Source organism: Pseudomonas sp. AC252 (assembly GCF_979258105.1).
Genome location: NZ_OZ409837.1, coordinates 606,373 through 625,169, shown reverse-complemented (window position 1 = coordinate 625,169; position 18,797 = coordinate 606,373). Strand labels below are relative to the sequence as shown.

Genomic DNA, 18,797 nt, shown 5'->3' with positions numbered 1-18,797 from the left:
CTCGCTTCCACATTGGAATGCATTTCCCTGTGGGAGCGAGCCTGCTCGCGAAAGCGCCATAAGCCCCACTTCAGATTCCGGATCAGACAGAAAGCCGCAACCGCGCCAGATCCCGCAACGGCGGCGCGCCAAACAGGCGGCTGTACTCACGGCTGAATTGCGACGGACTTTCATACCCCACGCGATACCCCGCCGCCGAGGCTTCCAGCCCTTCGGTCAGCATCAGGCGCCGCGCTTCCTGCAGGCGCAGTTGCTTCTGGTACTGCAACGGACTCATCGCCGTCATCGCCTTGAAACGATGATGCAGCGTCGACACGCTAAGGTTCACTTCCCGGGCCAGATCATCGATGCGCAGCGGCTGTTCGAAATTGCCGTTGAGCCATTTGATCGCCTGGCTGATGCGATGGCTCTGGCTGTTCGCAATCGCAATCTCATACAGACGATGGCCCTGCGGGCTGCGCAGCAAGCGGTAGAGAATCTCCCGGCGAATCAGCGGCGCAAGCATGGCGATGTCTTTCGGCGCGTCGAGCAGCCGCGCCAGACGCAGCACCGCGTCAAGCATGGCGCTGTCGATTTTTTCCACGTACAGCCCACGTCCGGTCGGCCGTGTCGGTACGCCCATCGGGCCGGCATCGGCGATCAGCGCGGTGATTTCGGTCGGATCAATGTCGAGGCGCACGGCGAGGATCGGTTCCTCTGGCGAGACGTTGACCACGCGCCCGCTGAGCGGCATCGAAACCGACACCACCAGATAATTCAGCGGGTCGTAATTGAAGAACTCGTCGGCCAGGCGCACCTCTTTGCGCCCCTGCGCCATGATGCACAGTGCCGGCTGCGCGAGCACCGGGGCAAAGTCATGGGACTTGGTGTGGCGCGACATCACCAGCGAACCGATGGCGGTCTGGTAGCTGCCATCGTCGCTGGTGTTGCGGCGGATGATCGCCGCCAGCTCCGCACGCTGCTTTTCCATGTCGGCGCTGGGTTCGGCTTGAAAACGATCAAATGACGTCATGCAGGGCATCCTCGGCAAGTGAGGGGGGAATGCAGCAGAGCATATGTTTGTGCAAGCAGCGGCGGTAGACACATTCTGCCAAATGCTTGCCTGATTCTGCACCGCGCCGTTCCCGAACGTCGCCGAGATGCCCGACCGTAGGAGCTGCCGAAGGCTGCGATCTTTTGATTTTTGTTTTTCAGATCAAAAGATCGCAGCCTTCGGCGGCTTCTACAGGGCAGCGGTGGCGCTGGGGTTTTGGCAAGTCTCGCAGGATTGTGCAACGCGAAGGCAGGAATCGACTAACGGCGCGGCGGCCCCGGCCCTTAATCTTTGCTCCAGTCGCAGCCCGTCCCCCGGCTGCCACGCGATTTCATGGAGGGTTGATCATGTCCAAGCAGATGCCTGTCAGTCATATGGCCTTCGTTCGCGCCCAGGCCGGGCGTTCAGCGGAACTCGGCGTGCGCCTGAGCGCATTGATCGAAGTCTCGCGCGCGGCGCCCGGTTGCCTGAGTTTCTCGTTGCAACAATCGCAGTGCGACGCCGACCTGTGGCTGGTCAGCGGTTACTGGAGCAGCCAGCAAATGATGACTGCGTATTTCAACAGTCCGTCGATGGAAGTCTTCGCCGAGCTGGTCCAGGACCTGGTGGTCAACAGCCTCGACTTCCACACTTTCAGGGACGTATCTGCCGCGCAGGCCCTCGGTCAATGTTCGGCGCCGATACACAAACTCGCCGGTTGAGGGTTTAATGTCCGGCTTATTTGATTGAGCCAGGATCCGCGACATGGCACGTAAAGAGTTTGAACGCTTCGAAGCAGTCTCCGCAGTCGTCCCCGTTGAGCTGGGCGGTAACAAGGGTTATTACGCGGCCATCGCGGTCAAGGCCCTGGTCGATGGCGGCGCACCACGCTTTCACAAATTGCTCGATGAGCAGGTGTTTCCCGGCGCCATCGCTGCCGATGAAGCGGCAATCAATGAGCTGGACAAGCTCAAGGGCGTCACTGATGACGCCGAGCTGATCTGGTAATTATTTCTGCGCCCCGGGGCGCCACATCTTGAACAGAGCCTCAGGCCCCAGCTGGAAATAATCCGCCGGACCGCCGCCGCGCAGAATCGGTTGTGCGGCGGCGGTGTCGTAGATGCCGTCCTTCAGCAGCCATTTGGCGATGTGCACCGCAACCACCTCACCGAGGATCAGCCAGCTCGGTACGGTTTCGCCATCGGCGCGTTGCAGCTGGATTATCTGCGTGACTTTGCACTCGAAGGACACCGGGCTTTCGGCGACCCGAGGTACAGAAATCACCTTTGATGCCACGGTGGTCAGCCCCGCCAGTTCAAACTCGTTGACCTCAGGCGCGACCATCGCGCAGCTCTGGTTCATCTGCTCGGCCAACGGGCGTGTGGCGAGGTTCCAGACGAATTCGCCGGTCTGTTCGATGTTGTTCAGACTGTCTTTGCGCCCGACGCTGGAAAAACCAATGATCGGCGGCACGTAGTTGAAGGCGTTGAAGAAACTGTACGGCGCGAGATTGAGTCGGCCTTCGGCATCCTGCGAGGAAATCCAGCCGATGGGCCGCGGGCCGACGATGGCGTTGAACGGATCGTGAGGCAGGCCGTGGCCGTTGGCGGGTTCGTAGAAATGGATGTCATCGGACATGGGGAGCGGATTCCTGGGCTGCATTCGGATGCAGCCATAGTGCAAGGACACCGCGCATATTTCCAGCCGGACGCAAATCACCCCTGTAGAAACTGCCGAGGCTGCGATCTTTTGATTTTGACCATGAACGGGCAGCATTCATCAGTGATGAATGACCTTTTTTCCGGGTGACAATTTTTTCATCCTTCTCCGACCGCTTTTTCACCCGCGTAACGCCAGTCTGCACACGGCCAGAAAATCAATAACCGGCCGTCACAAACTGGAGCGTTCCCGCGATGAATAAATTGCCTCAAATCACCCTGGCCTTCTGGGTCATGAAAATCTGCGCGACAACCCTGGGGGAGACCGCAGGCGATTTGCTGTCGATGACCCTCAACGTCGGTTACGCGATGAGTTCGCTGATTCTGATCAGTGTGTTCGTGATGACGTTAATCACTCAGTTGATGGCCAGGACTTACAAACCGCTGCTGTACTGGCTGGTAATTCTGTCGACCAGCACCGCCGGCACGACGATGTCGGACTTCATGGATCGCACCCTCGGGCTGGGTTATGCCACCGGTTCGACGATCCTCATCGCGATTCTCCTGGCGATCTTTGTCGCGTGGCGTCTGAGCGGCGATTCGCTCAATGTCAGCAAGGTGCAAACGTTCCGTGGTGAGATGTTCTACTGGATGGCGATTCTGTTTTCCAACACTTTGGGTACCGCTCTGGGTGATTACCTGGCCGATGATTCGGGTCTGGGTTTTGCCGGCGGCGCGTTGCTGATCGGCTCGACGATTGCGGCGGTCGTGCTGCTCAAATACTTCACGAAGATTTCGCCAGTGCTGCTGTTCTGGGTGGCGTTTGTGCTGACCCGGCCCTTCGGCGCGACGTTGGGCGATTTGATGACCAAGCCCCACGAAAAGGGCGGGCTGGATTTCGGCACCATTGGCTCGTCGGCGGTGCTGGCGGGGATTCTGCTGGTGATGATCGTTGGCGCTTCGTATGCGCAGAAGCGCTTTGGCAAGCCGCAGGTTGCCGAGTTGACTTGATTCCGCGTCGCCCTCATTCGCGAGCAAGCTCGCTCCCACAGGGCAATGGGGTGCCCACAGAATATGTGAGCACCACCGACCATTGTGGGAGCGAGCTTGCTCGCGAAGGGCCTCACAGCCACCGTTGCAGTGGCTGAAAAAACCGATCAGTCAGTCACGATCCGCGAATGCTTCTGGGTGTCTTTCATGGTGATGTACACCAGCAACGACACGGCAATGCACGCGGTGACGTACCAGTAGTAGCCGGTTTCCATGCCGATGCTCTTGAACCACAGTGCGATGTATTCGGCGGTGCCGCCGAAGATCGACACGGTCAGTGCGTACGGCAGGCCGACGCCCAGGGCGCGGATTTCGGTCGGGAACAGTTCGGCTTTTACTACCGCGTTGATCGAGGTGTAGCCGCTGACAATGATCAGCGCCGCCATGATCAGGAAGAACGCGCCCCACCAGGTCTGGATGGTGTGCAGGGTCATCAGGATCGGCACGGTGAAGATCGTACCGAGCACGCCAAACGCGATCAGGATCGGGCGCCGGCCGATCTTGTCCGACAGGCCACCGATGATCGGTTGCAGGCACATGAACAGGAACAGCGTGGCGGCGGAAATGGTGGTCGAGTCGGAGATGCTCATGCCGACCGTGTTCACCAGGTATTTCTGCATGTAGGTGGTGTACGTGTAGAACGCCAGGGTGCCGCCCATGGTCAGGCCGACCACGGTCAACAGCTCTTTCGGATGGCGCATCAAGGTGCGCATCGCGCTTTCCTTGGACTTCTCTTTCTTGGTGAATGACTCGGTTTCTTCCATGCCGCGACGCAGATACAGCGCCACCACTGCACACAGCGCGCCGATGGCGAACGGGATACGCCAGCCCCACGCGTACAGCTGTTCGGTGGTCAGCATGTTTTGCAGCACGATCAATACGCCGAGGGCGATGAGCTGACCGGAGATCAGCGTCACGTACTGGAAGCTGGAGAAGAAGCCGCGACGCTCCTTGGTCGCCATCTCCGACAGATAAGTCGCCGAGGTGCCGTATTCGCCGCCAACCGACAGGCCTTGCAGCAGGCGGGCGAACACCAGCAGGATCGGCGCGCCGATGCCGATGGTTTCATAGTTCGGGCTCAGGGCGATCAGCAGCGAGCCGAAGCACATCAGGTACACCGAGGCCATCAGCGCTTTCTTGCGCCCGACCTTGTCGGCGTACATGCCCATCAGCCAGCCACCGATCGGGCGCATCAGGAAGCCCACGGCGAAGATCGCTGCGGTGTTCATCAGTTGCGCAGTGGTGGAGCCGGCGGGGAAGAAGGTCTTGGCGAAGTACAGGGAGAAGGCGGCGTAGACATACCAGTCGTACCACTCGACCATGTTGCCGACAGAGCCGCTGAAGATCGATTTGATCCGGCTGGCGGTGGTTCTCGGTTTGGCCGGCACGGCAGCCGACCCAAGGGGCAGGGCGTTGGAGTTATCCATTGAAGGATCCTTCGTTTAATTGTTTTTGTGGAGCGCGTCTGAACGCAGCCTGCCAGGGCTATAGCAGGAGGTGTGCCAAGGGGCGGAGCGCCGGACTAGAGGGGGTGGCGGGGAGGCGTGAGCGGTTTTGTGCCGACTGATTGGGCTGCGTGAGCGGATTTCCGCTTGTCGCGTGAAGATCAAAAGCCCCTCACCCTAGCCCTCTCTCAGAGGGAGAGGTGACTGACCGAGGTGTTCTTGTGGGTGTGATCGTTCCCACGCTCTGCGTGGGAATGCCTCAACGGACGCTCCGCGTTCGGCTTCGCAGGGGACGCAGAGCGTCCCGGGCTGCATTCCCACGCGGAGCGTGGGAACGATCAATCTCTGCCTCACTCCGCCAGAAACATCTCCCGACTCAACCCATGCCGCTGCATTTTTTCATTGAACGTGCGGCGCGGCAGTTGCAGTTCTTCGAGCACGGCTTTGACATCACCTTTGTGCCGGGTCAGCGCCGCGCGCAGGCATTGTGCTTCGAAGGCTTCCTGCTGCGCCGCCAGCGACTGGCCCGGATCAATCGCCGCCACCGGCTCATCCAGGCCCAACACCTGACGTTCGGCGACGTTGGCCAGTTCGCGCACATTGCCCGGCCAGTCATGGCTGAGCAGATGGCTTAATTGCGCGCCTGTCAGCGGTGGAAACGTTCGGCCCAAACGTTGCGCGGCGTTCTGGGCAAAGGTTTCGAACAGCAACGGAATGTCTTCCCGGCGATCGCGCAGCGGCGGCAGGCGCAGTTCGGCGACGTTCAGGCGATACGCCAGGTCTTCACGAAAGCGCCCGGCGCGGGCTTCGTCGAGCAGGTCCGGTTTGGTCGCCGCGACAATGCGCAAATCGACGCGAATGCTCTGGTTCGAACCCAGCCGTTCAAGCTTTTGCTCCTGCAAGACCCGCAGCAGTTTCACCTGCTGGGCCAGCGGCATGCTTTCAATCTCGTCGAGAAACAGCGTGCCGCCATCGGCGTATTCCAGCTTGCCGATGCGCTTGCCGGAAGCGCCGGTAAACGCACCGCTCTCATGGCCGAACAGCTCGGCCTCGAACAGTTGCTCCGGAATCGCCGCGCAGTTCAGCGCCACGAACGGTTTGCCGGCGCGCGGGCCGAAATCATGCAGGCAACGCGCGACCAGTTCCTTGCCGCTGCCGGTTTCGCCACGAATCAGCACGTTGACCGGCAACGTCGCCAGATCCAGCACCTGCCGACGCAACGTCTGCAAGCCCCGAGATACGCCCAGCAACGTCGCATCGAGCTTCGCGCGGTTGTCGGCCAGTTCGTGCAGGGCGCGGTTTTCCAGGACCAGGCGGCGTTTGTCCAGCGCCCGGCGCAGGCTGCCGAGCAGGGTTTCCGGGCTGAACGGTTTTTCCAGAAAGTCGTAGGCGCCGTCGCGCATGGCTTCGACCGCCATCGGCACGTCGCCATGGCCGGTGAGCAGAATCACCGGCAGATCGGCGTCGCGCTTTTGCACTTCGGCGAGCAGTTGCAAGCCGTCCATGCCGGGCATGCGCACGTCGCTGAGGATCACCCCGGCAAAATGTTCCGGGAGCGCGGCGAGGCATTCTTCGGCGCGGCTGAACAGCTGCACTTCGAACCCCGACAGGCTCAGCCACTGTTCGACGGCGTCGCGAATGCTGCTTTCGTCGTCGACCACCATTACCGAATTGAGCATCAGATGTGTGCCTCCAGATCGATTGGCAGGGTCAGGCTGAACACCGCGCCGTGGTCGCCATTCTCGGCGCTCAGGCGGCCGCCGGATTCATGCACGATGGCGAAGGATACTGCCAGCCCCAGGCCCAGACCATCGCCCACCGGTTTGGTGGTGAAGAACGGATCGAACACCTGACCCAGATGTTCCTCGGCAATGCCGCCGCCGTTGTCGCTGACGCTGAGCCGCCACAATTGCTCGTCCGCCTCGAGACGAATTTCCAGGCGCTTGCAGGCTTTGCCCTGTATCGCGTCCAGCGCATTGCGCAGCAGATTGATCAACACCTGTTCCAGACGAATCGCATCACCGCGCACCCACGCCGGACGCGCCAGGTGCAACACCAGACTGACCTGCTCGTCACGCAGGCGCGCATCGAGCAGTTGCAATGATTGGTCGACCACGGTCGCCAGATCCAGACGTTCGCGCAAACCGCCCGGACTCTTGCGCGCGAACGTCTTGAGATGGCCGGTGAGGGCGGCCATGCGCGTGAGCATGTCGTCTACCGGTTTCAGCGCTTTGTAGGCGTCATCGACGCGGCCATGTTCGAGCAGCAGGCGCAAGGTTGCCAGTTGCATGCGCTGGGCGGTCAACGGTTGATTGATTTCGTGGGCCAGCGCGGCAGACATCTGCCCCAGCGCAGCGAGTTTGGCCGATTGCACCAGACCTTCCTGAGCGGTGCGCAAGTCGCGAGTGCGCTCCTCGACCAGACGCTCGAGTTCTTCGCGATTGCGCTGACGGACCTTGGCCAGCCGCCAGCGCTGATTGAGAAACAGCAACAGAAACACCAGCGCCAGCCACACACCGGCGGCGGCCAGCGCGGCATTGCGCAAATCTTCGAAGGCGACTTGCGGACGGCGCAGCAGGTGCAGGGTCCAGCCTTCGGTGGTCAGTGGTAGCGACTCCCAAAGATAGTCTGCAGTGCCGTCCGGGCCTTCGACCCGGCGCAAGTCGCTGTTGTCATCGAAGCGCCGTAACGGCAAATGGGTCAGCGGCACCAGTGATTGCTTGTCGTACTGACGGGTGGTTTTGATTTCGGCCAGATCGCTGGCGCTCAACGGTCGCAAGGCGCGATAACGCCAGCCCGGTTGATTGGCGATGAAGATGATCCCGCGCGCATCACTGACCAGCAGCGTATCGCTGCCCTGGCTCCATTCGCGTTCCAGCTCCGGGAATTCCAGTTTCACCACCATTGCACCGAGGAACTCGTCGTTGTCCCCGAGCACTGCGCTGGAAAGGAAATAACCGGGAATCCCACTGGTCACGCCTACCGCGTAAAAACGCCCGGTGCCTTGGGTGCGGGTCTGGCTGAAGTAAGGACGAAAACCGTAATTGTGCCCGACGTAACTGCTGGGCAAGCGCCAGTTGCTGGCGGCCACGGCCAGACCGGTGCGATCGAGCAGTTCAAGGGTCGAGGACTGCGCCGCACCGTTGATCTTTTCCAGCTTCAGATTCAATGCCGCTTGCTGCGCAGTATCGACCGGCCCGGTCAGCGCCGAACGCAATTGCGGGTCCAGCGCCAGTACGGCGGGCAAGGCGCGATAGCGATCGATCAGGGTGTGCAATGAGTTGGCGTACAGCCCCAGTTGCTGATTGGCGCGGGCGGCGTCTTCTTCCAGCGCCTGACGTTCGGCATGGCGCATGGCGAGCGTCGCGGCCACGACCGTGCCGGCGATGATCAGCAGGGTGTACAACGACAGACGCAGGGTACGGGAAGTCGGCAACATGCTCGGTGCTGGGTCGGCAGAACGGGCGTGCACGATAGCATGGGCCGAGGTGGCCCGGCGTGCTGTACACGCCGGCCGTGTCTGCTAAACAGCTGTCTCCCGTACCTGACGTCGATGCACAAGGTTCGACCGCGGTTTGGCAACGGGCCTGGTTCTCGGTTCGGCAGCGATCGACTGTTCCAATTGTTGCAAGCGGTCGGTTACGCCGTCGGCTTCGCTGGGCTCTTCAACCAGCTGCTTTGCCGTTTCCAATGCCTGGTCGATCGCCTCGAACGGATCAATACCGCTCCTCACCAGCTTCATGATTTCCCGTTGTTTTTCGCCGGACAGTACGTCCAACTGGTTGTAGAACATGTCCTGAAGACGTTGCGGATAGCTGCTGAGGGTTTCGTTGAAGCGTTTGATACCGTTGAGCACTGTGCTGGCGTCATCCGCCAGATCGCTCGCTCCATCCATCACCTTCTGCGCAAGGTCTGCTCCGGACTGCACGGCGTCGCTGATCGCTTGGGCGCCATCGTTCAGTTCTTCGGTATGCATGACTTCAGTGAGCTTCAGACCCTTTTTGAAAAAGTAATACCGCATGACCGGAATGGCGATGGCGCCTATCACGCCGCCCACGAGGCCCCCTATAAAACCGCCACCCAGAGCACCGGCCGCCGCGCCAGCCGCCGCGCCAGCCGGAAAGCCGAGCAAACCACCGATAACGCCACCCACTGGCGTGCCGACCGCTGCGCCAAATCTGCCGCCTTTGTAAATCGATCTCAGCCCATAGCGGGAAAAAATGAATTTTCGAAATGTCAGGTTTTCACGCGCATCGTCGATCGCTGCGCCTTCAGGGATGAGTGCGTCGAACTTGGTGGCGAACTCATGCAGTTGACTGATCGAATCGCTGACGTTTTTCGTCATGCCTACCAGTCCGCGCAGGCTGTTTGCCAAAGATTTCAAGTAGCCTGACGTGTCGACGTAGAGCAGCGGATTGTTCGACACCATCGCATAGAGATTTAACCCATCCACATCCCCGGCCGGATCGGCGCTGACCCAGCGCTGCAACCACGGCGCGTAATAACGGGCGCCGTAGTAATACAGACCGCTGACATCCATCTCCTTGCCGGAGTAACGGATGAAGCGATACACGGTTTCCGATTCCGGCTTCATCCATGCTGTTTCGCCGAACGGGTAATAGCCTTCTGCGCTGGTGACGTCAGCCTTTTCATCAAGCTCCATCACGCAAGAGCCGAGATGGTCCTGGAGGGTGTAGCGCAGTTGGTTGTTGGCGACAGGTGGAGTCGTTACCCAATGCAGACAGCGCGCGTTGCCGAGGCTGATGACATGCAGTTCTTCGCCGTTGTCTCTGGTGCGGATTTCCAGGCCGGGCAGATAACGCACCTGATGGAAGTGATTGGCACCGGGAGCGAAGGTTTCGTGACGCTTGAACACCCGCACGCCTTGGCTGTATCGGTAGTGTTCAGCGTCGTTGGCGCTGTCTTTGCGCAGGACCAGATCGATATGTTCAAGCTCGTCGCGGCCGTTCCAGTGCAATGACGGACCGTGGTGCAGCCTGCGTTGATTGCCGTGCGGGTCGAACCAGGCGCCGAAGTCCGGCGGCTCGTCGCCTGTTTCCCAGCGCACGCCGCGGTTGCTTTTGTCGTCGATGCACAGCGTTCGGGTACGACTATTGCCGTCGCGCTGATGACGCAACTCGGTCAGGTTGCCGCCATCGTCATAGGTATACGTCTGGGTGTAGTTGAGGCGGTTTCGTTCGTCAGGCGGTTGCGGCAGGCCGGGGATGTCCGGGGGCAGGGCATCGTCATGGCCGGTGGCGCGGATCAACCGGTACAAGGAGTCGTAGCTGAATTCACGGTGCCCGTCGACCCGCTGATTGGCGAACCAGACGGGCTCGAAGGCGTGGTCTTCGATCCGGGTGATATTGCCGACGCGGTCGTAGAAATATTCCAGATCCTGCAACCTCGGCTGATCGGGTTTCTGACTTGTCCGTGTGCGCAGGCGACCATCTGCCGGGTCATACGTCCACTGGCTGAGCACTTCGTTACCGTCCAGCTGCGAGATGATCTGATCGTTGGCGTTGTACTGCACGTCCAGCAACACCTGCATGACTTTCGTCTTGACCTCCAGCTCCACTTGTTTGAGCTGCCCGGCAAGTCCGTAACGAGATGCTCTGCGGTGTCCGCCGGCATCGATCTGTTCCAGCACAGCGCCGAGTGGGCTGAACACCTGATGGCTGGTGAACGCTGCGTCATCATGAAAGGTCCGCTTTTCCACCAGCAGTTGCCCGGTGAGGGCATAACTGGTGATGTCCAGCGAACCTGAAGAATCTGTCTGTCGGATCAACTGCCCGCGCAGGTTGGAGTCTGGTTTAGCCGAGCTAGGGGCATAGGTGAAAGTATCGAGCTGACTATCGCCGTTTCCGGTGAGCTCTAGCTGCACCACGCGCAGTTGCTCGTCAAAGGTCGATTGCCAGCAGTGGCCGCGCTCGTCCCAGCGCTGCCGAGGCTCCCCGGCCAGTCCCGGCAGTACCAGGCGCCAGCCACTATCGACACTGTCGATTTTCAACGGATCGCCGTTAAGCGAGTAGAGGGTGGTGAGATTGGGTTCAGATAAGCGCGGATCCCGTTTCGCGACCAGGCGTGCGGCAGCGTCATGAGTCTGGCAGGTGATCAGGCGTTCAACCTTTGCACTCGTCGTTGCACGCAGATAGTCAACCTGCCTGACAATCAACGTCCGAGGATCTCTGACCTGCACACTGGGGGTATGGAAATGCGTTGATCTGTTCATGGCCAATGTGCTCAGGATTTATCCAGCCGCAGAGCGAAGATAAACGTGCCAGAAAGTATGCAAACTTTTTTATGCCGCCTTTTGGCCGGTATATTGGCGATATCTGCCAAGCAGCTCGATACCGCGCCTTGCTTCAGCCATCCGTACGGCGATCTCCTTCTCGATCCGATTGCGACTGATTGCGTTGGAGTCCTGGGTTCCGACGCTACCTTTTGCAAGATCCAGGACAAAACCGAATGAGCCCGCTACACCTTGGTCATAAAATTCGTTGACGCCGATTTCGCTGAAAGCTGCATTGATGTCGCTCTGGTCCTGTTCAAGCATGTCGGTAATTGAAACCAGCGCTGTTTCGAGGTTATCAATTTCGATATCTCTCAAACCGGCCAGCGCTGTTGCTGTGTCCAGCCCTGAGTGAACAATGGCCATCATGTCGCTTGCAGCAGGTACCCCTGCAATTTGGCTGAGCGTTTTCTCAGTGGCTGTTTCGATCAGTTTGTTTTGTCCCTCGGAAGTCCTCGGATCATATGATCTGAGTGTTTTTTTCAAATATTTCAGGGGGTAAAAAAGCCTGTAGTGGCGTTGCTGTGAATGCTGTTCGGGTTCAGTTTTCCGACAGCGGGCAGGACAGGAGTAGAAGCGGTGGTAAGTTCGCCAAATTTGTCCATTGCCGCGCCGGCGACTTTTGAGGCGATAATCCCACCGATTATTGTCCCGCCTATGGGCAGTATTGCCGTCCCGATTGCACCGCCTGCTTTTCCTGCTGCCGTGGTGGCAGCACCTTTACTGATGTTGAAGGTTGTGTTTATGGCCATGCGTTTGGAAATGTCGGCAGCGCTGAACATTCCGTTCAGTTGACGATTGAGCATTTGTAACTCCTTGCCCAAGTTGTCCAGGACTTTCGTGTAGGTCACGATGTCCTCCCTGACATCTTGCGGTAGGTCTTTTTTATTACCGTCGTTATCGATGAACAGGATCGGATTGTTGCCGACGAAACCATACAGATTGAGTCCATCCACATCCCCCGCCGGATCTGCGCTGACCCAGCGTTGCAGCCACGGCGCGTAATAGCGGGCGCCGTAATAATACAAACCGCTGACATCCATTTCCTTGCCGGAGTAACGAATGAAGCGGTACTCGGTTTCTGATTCCGGCTTCATCCAGGCGGTTTCGCCGAACGGGTAATAGCCTTCTTCGCTGGTGACTGTCACGTCTTCATCCAGCTCCATCACGCACGAACCCAGATGATCTTGCAGGCTGTAGCGCAGTTGGTCGTTAGTAGTGGGGGGCGTTGTTACCCAATGCAGGCAACGTGCATCGCCCGCGCTGACGATGTGCAGTTCTTCGCCATTGTCTTTGCTGCGAATTTCAAGGCCCGGCAGGTAGCGGACCTGATGGAAATGTCGCCTGTTTTGAGTAAACCACTCGTGACACTTGAAGACCCGCTGACCTTGGCTGTAGCGATAGTACTCGGCGTCGCTATCGCCGTTTTCGTGGGAAAGCAGGTTTACCCTTTGCAACTCGTCCCGGGCATTCCACTGCAACGCCGGCCCATGCTGGAGATTCCGCTGATTGCCGTGAAGGTCAAACAAGGCGTCGAAGTCCGGATCCGCATCACCCGGTTTCCAGCGCGCAGCACGATTGCTGTGGGAATCGACGAACATTTGCCGCGTATAGGTGTTGCCCTCACGTACATGGGTCAACTTGAGCAGGTTACCGCCGTTGTCGTAGCTGTAGGTCTGGCTGTAATTGAGGCGGTTTTTCGGATCGCTCGGAGCCGGCAAGCCAGGAATTTGCGAAGGCGGCGCATCGTCGTAGCCGGTGGCGCGAATCAGGCGGTACAGCGTGTCGTAGCCGAATTCGCGATGGCCGTCGACCCGCTGGTTGGCGAACCACGACGGCGTGAAGGCGTGATCCTCGATGCGGGTGACATTGCCGACACGGTCGTAGAAATATTCCAGGTCCTGCAGGCGGGACTTCTCCGGGGGCTGACTGGTCAGGGTACGCAAGCGTCCATCGGCGCGGTCGTAGGTCCAATGGCTGCGTACCCCGTTGCCGGCCACTTGCTCGATGATCTGGTCACTGGCGTTGTAGTGTGTGTCCAGCAATACCGGTTTGCGCACTTGGCCATCGATCCACAGATCCACCCGCCGCAGCTGTCCCGCAAGGCCATAGCAAAATTGTCGGCGATGTCCGCCGGCATCGATCTGCTCCAGCAGGGCGCCCAGCGGGCTGAATACCTGCCGGCTGGTGAATGCTGCGTCGTCATGAAAGGTGCGGGTTTCGATCAATGACGGGCCGACGAGCGCATGGCTGGATATTCCCAGCGACCCTGAACTGTCGGTTTGCTCGATCAACTGGCCGCGCAGGTTGTGGCTGGCGCTGACCTCACCATCGGCATAGGTGAAGGTGTCGGTCTGGTCCTCACCGTTTCCAGTGACCTGCAATCTGACCACGCGCATTTGATTGTCGAAGGTCGATTGCCAGTGATGGCCGCGTGCGTCCCAACGCTGTCGTGGTTCACTGGCCAGCCCCGGCAATATCAGGCGCCATCCGCTATCAACGCTGTCGGTGAATAGCGCATCGCCGTTAAGCGTGTAGACGGTGGTGGTGTTGGCAACCGGCAAGCGCGGATCGTGCTGCGCCACCAGACGCCCGGCCACATCGTGCTCCTGAGCGGTCACGATAGCGCTGGCTGCGCCATTTGCGGCGGAGCGCAAATAAGCGACCTGACGGATCGGCAAGCCTCGGCCGTCAATCACCGCCAGGGCCGGAGTGCGCCAATGCAACGAGGCGGTCATGCGCCCGACTCTCTCGAATGCACCACCTCTTCGGCAGTGTCGTTGAAGTCCTCGCTGATGGTGAACCAGGGATGGCAAGTCGTTCTGGCGAAGTCTTCTTTGGCGTTGATCAGCTTGATCAGACGCCCCAGCGCGTCATAAAACAGTTGGTCGAACAGTCCGAGTTTGCGCACTGATTGATTGACGTACCGGTGCGTATTGGCGAAGAACGGCCGGTACTGGCGTATCGGCAAACCCTTGTTGTTGTACTCGACGCGTTCGCTGATGCGCCAGCGCCTTTGCGCCATTTGCTCGCCCTCCTCGATAAGCAACTCACCGTTTTCGTCTACGGTGTAGGCCAGCCCCGGGTCAACCTCTTGCAGGGTTTGCAGAATACGACCGAAGCCGTCGACGCAGGTTTTGACAATCTGGATCTGCACGTCGGGGTCGTCGGGGTAGCGGTCAGCGCTGAGCATCACGGTGTGCACGGGCTCGCGATAAGCAGCATCGATAGCGTTGAGCAACAGTTGATCGTCGGGTGCCAGGTCTTTGCCTTCGGCCAGGCGCTGCCGTGCGCTGGCGCGTATGTGTCCGCCGGGCAACAGGTCGCCTTGCCTGATCGATCGGGTTTGAAGGGTGGAGGCGGGGATCCGGCCCATCCAGCTGAACAGGTTCTTGTGCAGGGTACTCGCTGCTTTTTGTACGGTTAAATATGGATTCTCGATGGCGTATTCCGCACTGGTGTCCGGTTTTGTCCAGCCGGTCAGCTCATGGAATCCGGCGTCTTTACCGTTTTCCGTGCCGTAGAAGCTGGTGACCAGCGGCTGACCTGACGGTTCGTAGATGACTTCTTCGATATTTTCATTAGCGTCAATGAGTCGCTTGGGTTTGAGTGCGTGGTAATCAAACTCCGCCACGCGAGTAATACAACCGTCAGGCAGCTCCATGCGAACGACCGTCAGGTAGTGTTGATCGTATTCGGCTTTGGTCACGCCATGGCTTTGCGTTTCGTTGAACTCAAGGACTTTGTAGAACGCCTGAAGGTTGCCATATCGCGCGAAGTTGAACCGCGCCGACCAGAGGTTTTTGTCTGCGCTGGGCATTGCCTCGAACATCGGCTGCATGTCTTTGTAGCCAATGTCCTCCAGGGCTTTAGTGATATCGAACTCCGGCACCATGCTGTAAGCGTCCAGCGCGGTCTTGTCCAGCAGCGCCAGCTCCAAAGAAAATCGCAAGGCTTCGAAACCGGCGACGCCGTCCTCCAGCTCCAGGCCTTCTATATCCACATAGCGCTGGACAGATTGCGACGTCAGGACCCGTTCGTTATTCCACTGTGTTGAATCCTGATGCGCTCGCAGCGTTTCAAAAGACACCTGAGCGGGGTTCAGCCCTGTGGGCAAGGTACCTTTGCGCAATTTCAGCGCATTGCTCCGTTCCTGATAAGGCAGGCCCAATCGCCACTGCTGCGGCCCGGTCAGGTTGATCATGCGCGCACGGGTTTCACTGATGTAAAACCATTGCTGCGCGTCGTCATGGGCGTCGCACCACCATTGATTCAGGTGGTCCTCGGTGAAGGGTGGCGGACTGTCGGCCGTCAGCCGTCGCGCGTAGCTCACCGAGAGTGCATGGGTCACGGCAGCAAAAGCGTCCCAGCGCAGAGTCACATCGTGGCGGCATAGCGGGTCATTGATAAAACCATCGCACTGATAACTGATGGTTTCCACCTGCAGCGGCAGCAAAACGGCCGCGGCATATTGCCCCTGCGGCTGCACTTCGCGCACCAGATAGCGTGTCTCTTGAACCGAGTACAGTTGGGGTTCGTCGGGTGGCCGGGCATCGGCCTGGTAGGCATAGGTTTCCGTACGGGCCACCGAGCCGACCAGTGCCTGGGCGATGCGATAGCGACTATAGGCATCCTCCGGGGTAATGGGTTCATCGATTTCACCTTTGGGGTGGTAACGACTGAACAGGGTTTCGCCCAATGGGTAAGCGTCCACATCCGCGCTGAAGTAATCGTCGCGTGGGCGATTCATGTCTTGCCCGTTGTGAAACCAGATGCGGGTCTGCGCCGGCTCGCTGAAGCCAGGCTCTGAAGGCCCCGTGGCCCTTTCGCAATCGAGTTGTTGCAAGTAGCCGAAACCGCGAAATTCGCGTTCCCTGCCGTCGTAAAATCCCTCTCGCCATTCAAATAACTGGGTCAACCGGACGTTGGTGATCTCATCGTGCTGCTCCTGCTTTTTCACCACGGCCAGCGGAAACGGCAAATGACACACCGGGGCGCGCCCCAGTGTCAGGAGACGGGCCTTTTCATCCAGCCACTCCTGTGCCGAGCTGCGATAAGTCACGCTGGAGCAACAGCCCATATTGTTATTGCTGCTGGCCAACAGATAAGGTTTGTTCGCAACGAAATCGTAGCGCCAGTGCCTCGGCTTCATATGCGGTACCGTCAGAATCAGGCTGGCGCAACCCAGCCCCTGCAGATCGGCAAAGCTGACCTGGCACAAACGGTCGTAACGCACCCCTTCCGGCCACGGCACGCTGACAGGAATTTGCTCCAGACCGTTGCCGCCACGGTTGAGATAGATCTCGAATGTGTCGGATTTCAGATAGATCAGCGCCGGCGCGCCAGAACCGTCGAGGTCGGCGAGGCGCACTCGCGAAGCGTCGAATTCTTCATAGGTGAAGGGCAGGGCGCTGATCTTGCGTCCTTTGCCGAATTTGCCGTGGCCGAAATTCGGCCAGCAGCGGACCTCGTCATGGCGGATACGGCACAGTTCCGGCATATCGCTGCCGAGCAGGTTGCCCAGCAACACCAGCTCTGTGGGCGAGTTGCTGAAGACCGGCAAACGGTCGTCATCATATTCATGGGGTATTTCCTGTGCGGCGGCGAAGCCTTTTTCCCGCAGGCTGGCATAGAGGCGCACGCGGTCGGGGCTGATGCTCGCCGCTGACATCAGCCCGTCCCCGCTGAAATCCCCCATGGTCAAAGACAGATCCTGGTGCTCTCTGGGGAACTTGTCGAACGCGCTGAACAGTTCGAATTGCCGCTGCGCATTCAGCGCATGAAACCCGCAGTAACCCAACCGGGCGATGATCAGGTCCAGACGGCCGTCACCGGTCAGGTCGAGCAGTTGCGCCACGGCGCGGTTTCGATTCGCGAGCGGAATTCTGTCCAGCAAGGTCCACGGGCCGTATCCGATCAGCTCGGTACCGGGCGCCGCGCGCAGCGGTTCACGGTAATACCAGGCGTTGTCGTAGCGGCAGAGAAACCCCGGCACCCCTTCGCCATACAGATCGACGCATTGGTAAAACCCGCCGTCTTCGATGCCCGGTTGGTTCTGGTTTTCCAGCAGGGGCGCAGGCGTTTTGCTGATTTCGAAGGGGGCGTACTCGAACTCTACCGGCGGTGAATGCTCGACATTGCCTTCAGTATCGAAGGCCTGATAGTGCGCTGCGCTGATCTGGCTGTAAGCCCACTGTGCGATGTTCTGGATCGGCCGGTATTCCAGCAGCAATCGACGTGCGAGCTTCGCTTCTGTCGCCAGACCCTCAGGGAAATGATGAAACATCAGCACCTGCTGGCAAAGTCTGCGTGTGCCCAGTTCAAAACCCTGACCATAGGTTGAAAACCGGTCCTGTCGTACCCGCCACCGGGTTTCTTCATCGTAGGTCGGGATCTGCGTCAGTGAGTCGCTGCGCTCGCCATAATCGAACAACAGTTGAAAATGCCACGCCAAATCCGTCGGCCTGTCGAAGTCCCAGCTGTAAAGGCGGTCGCTCGCCGTGGCATTGCCATGACACACCCGTCGCAGATAACGCTGGGCGCGGTAATCGTGAATCGCGTCCTGTTCGTCCGGCTGATCGTCTGCCTTGTATTCGTAGCAGATGTGTTCGCCATGCGCGTTCATGCTTTCGCACAGCAGCCAGCTGCTGACGCGCAAAGGGTCGGCGGGGTCGGCGCGGCGTGAAGCGGCGGTTTTGCCGTAGACATGCAATGTGCCATCGGCGCCGTGCACCAGCCAGAAGGGCGCTCCGCCTTCGGCCGGATGCCAGCATTCGCGCAGGGAAAAATCACTTTCGATCCGCGCCCGATAAGACACCACCGTATGCGCCGGAATGGGCCGGTCGCGGTAGGTCGTTTCGCTGCGTGACTTCAGGTTGCCATCGTCATCCAGCTCCGGCATCCATACTTCGCCGTCATGGCCGATGATTTCGTCGTGCTCGGTGTAGCGCGGTACGCCCTTGTTGGTACGTCGGCTGATCTGGCTCAGCCCGGCCAGATTCCAGCCAAGGCCAAACGGGCTGTTACCACTCTGGCTGCTGGATGACAGGAGCATGTGCGGGTCATAGCCACGGCCAGCGGTCGGGATCGGCAGTTCAACCCCGGCTGTGCCCGTCGGACCTACCGCGCTCCAGCTCTTGCCGATAGTCGCAATCGACGAGCTTTTGGCGATGGAGGGAGCGGTGATGCTCAGGTCTTGATCGGGCATGTCGATTCCATTCGCGGGAAGTGGGCGTTCATGGAATGACGCTAGCAAGAATGGTGGAAAAATGAACCTGTCAGATCTGACAGGTGCGCAAGATCATTTTCTGTGCATTGGCGGGTTGGTTATCGCGATCGGT

The 18,797-nt window shown here is 59.4% G+C and carries 12 protein-coding genes; 3 read left to right on the top strand and 9 right to left on the bottom strand.

Annotation, left to right across the window (positions count from 1 at the left end; translation table 11 throughout):
* Window positions 1-82: 82 nt before the first annotated feature.
* Entirely contained in the window at window positions 83-1,012 is a 930-nt protein-coding gene (locus tag ACZZZ4_RS02880) for an AraC family transcriptional regulator (protein ID WP_042607330.1), read from the bottom strand.
* Between the two features lie 368 nt (window positions 1,013-1,380).
* Between ACZZZ4_RS02880 and ACZZZ4_RS02875 the strand changes: the two genes are divergently transcribed.
* Together ACZZZ4_RS02875 and ACZZZ4_RS02870 are read left to right on the top strand one after the other, a co-directional pair.
* A complete protein-coding gene (locus ACZZZ4_RS02875) occupies window positions 1,381-1,734 on the top strand; it encodes a putative quinol monooxygenase (RefSeq protein WP_039758266.1) in 354 nt (117 codons plus the stop codon).
* A 43-nt stretch (window positions 1,735-1,777) separates the two neighbouring features.
* On the top strand, window positions 1,778-2,020 hold the full coding sequence (locus ACZZZ4_RS02870) for a hypothetical protein (RefSeq protein ID WP_039758265.1): 243 nt from the start codon (window positions 1,778-1,780) through the stop codon (window positions 2,018-2,020).
* Here ACZZZ4_RS02870 and ACZZZ4_RS02865 read toward each other — a convergent pair whose 3' ends face one another.
* Complete coding sequence (locus ACZZZ4_RS02865; protein ID WP_415761663.1) at window positions 2,021-2,650, bottom strand: flavin reductase family protein; 630 nt, start codon at window positions 2,648-2,650, stop codon at window positions 2,021-2,023. It lies immediately after the preceding gene.
* A 275-nt stretch (window positions 2,651-2,925) separates the two neighbouring features.
* Here ACZZZ4_RS02865 and ACZZZ4_RS02860 point away from each other — a divergent pair, with 275 nt between their 5' ends.
* Window positions 2,926-3,681, top strand: a complete 756-nt coding sequence (locus ACZZZ4_RS02860) for a COG4705 family protein (RefSeq protein ID WP_039758263.1) — start codon at window positions 2,926-2,928, stop codon at window positions 3,679-3,681.
* A 146-nt stretch (window positions 3,682-3,827) separates the two neighbouring features.
* On the opposite strand, the gene ACZZZ4_RS02855 is transcribed toward ACZZZ4_RS02860, so the two are convergent.
* The 7 genes from ACZZZ4_RS02855 to ACZZZ4_RS02825 form a co-directional block, all read right to left on the bottom strand.
* A complete protein-coding gene (locus ACZZZ4_RS02855; RefSeq protein WP_024014128.1) occupies window positions 3,828-5,147 on the bottom strand; it encodes an MFS transporter in 1,320 nt (439 codons plus the stop codon).
* A 368-nt stretch (window positions 5,148-5,515) separates the two neighbouring features.
* On the bottom strand, window positions 5,516-6,844 hold the full coding sequence (locus tag ACZZZ4_RS02850; RefSeq protein WP_129997542.1) for a sigma-54-dependent transcriptional regulator: 1,329 nt from the start codon (window positions 6,842-6,844) through the stop codon (window positions 5,516-5,518).
* Entirely contained in the window at window positions 6,844-8,604 is a 1,761-nt protein-coding gene (locus ACZZZ4_RS02845) for an ATP-binding protein (protein ID WP_463547214.1), read from the bottom strand. Before ACZZZ4_RS02845 ends, ACZZZ4_RS02850 begins: the two co-directional genes overlap by 1 nt.
* 84 nt (window positions 8,605-8,688) lie before the next feature.
* On the bottom strand, window positions 8,689-11,397 hold the full coding sequence (locus ACZZZ4_RS02840; protein WP_463547213.1) for an RHS repeat domain-containing protein: 2,709 nt from the start codon (window positions 11,395-11,397) through the stop codon (window positions 8,689-8,691).
* Window positions 11,398-11,466: 69 nt separating this feature from the next.
* Window positions 11,467-11,943 (bottom strand): hypothetical protein, encoded by a 477-nt coding sequence (locus tag ACZZZ4_RS02835; protein ID WP_463547212.1) that lies wholly within the window; start codon window positions 11,941-11,943, stop codon window positions 11,467-11,469.
* Window positions 11,944-11,948: 5 nt separating this feature from the next.
* Entirely contained in the window at window positions 11,949-14,195 is a 2,247-nt protein-coding gene (locus ACZZZ4_RS02830) for an RHS repeat-associated core domain-containing protein (RefSeq protein WP_463547211.1), read from the bottom strand.
* On the bottom strand, window positions 14,192-18,664 hold the full coding sequence (locus ACZZZ4_RS02825) for a SpvB/TcaC N-terminal domain-containing protein (RefSeq protein ID WP_463547210.1): 4,473 nt from the start codon (window positions 18,662-18,664) through the stop codon (window positions 14,192-14,194). The genes ACZZZ4_RS02830 and ACZZZ4_RS02825 overlap by 4 nt, the downstream gene beginning before the upstream one ends.
* Between the last annotated feature and the right edge of the window lie 133 nt (window positions 18,665-18,797).

Coding starts and splice junctions, on each gene's coding strand:
- ACZZZ4_RS02880 (WP_042607330.1), bottom strand. CDS start 1,012: ATGACGTCATTTGATCGTTTTCAAGCCGAACCCAGCGCCGACATGGAA.
- ACZZZ4_RS02875 (WP_039758266.1), top strand. CDS start 1,381: ATGTCCAAGCAGATGCCTGTCAGTCATATGGCCTTCGTTCGCGCCCAG.
- ACZZZ4_RS02870 (WP_039758265.1), top strand. CDS start 1,778: ATGGCACGTAAAGAGTTTGAACGCTTCGAAGCAGTCTCCGCAGTCGTC.
- ACZZZ4_RS02865 (WP_415761663.1), bottom strand. CDS start 2,650: ATGTCCGATGACATCCATTTCTACGAACCCGCCAACGGCCACGGCCTG.
- ACZZZ4_RS02860 (WP_039758263.1), top strand. CDS start 2,926: ATGAATAAATTGCCTCAAATCACCCTGGCCTTCTGGGTCATGAAAATC.
- ACZZZ4_RS02855 (WP_024014128.1), bottom strand. CDS start 5,147: ATGGATAACTCCAACGCCCTGCCCCTTGGGTCGGCTGCCGTGCCGGCC.
- ACZZZ4_RS02850 (WP_129997542.1), bottom strand. CDS start 6,844: ATGCTCAATTCGGTAATGGTGGTCGACGACGAAAGCAGCATTCGCGAC.
- ACZZZ4_RS02845 (WP_463547214.1), bottom strand. CDS start 8,604: ATGTTGCCGACTTCCCGTACCCTGCGTCTGTCGTTGTACACCCTGCTG.
- ACZZZ4_RS02840 (WP_463547213.1), bottom strand. CDS start 11,397: ATGAACAGATCAACGCATTTCCATACCCCCAGTGTGCAGGTCAGAGAT.
- ACZZZ4_RS02830 (WP_463547211.1), bottom strand. CDS start 14,195: ATGACCGCCTCGTTGCATTGGCGCACTCCGGCCCTGGCGGTGATTGAC.
- ACZZZ4_RS02825 (WP_463547210.1), bottom strand. CDS start 18,664: ATGCCCGATCAAGACCTGAGCATCACCGCTCCCTCCATCGCCAAAAGC.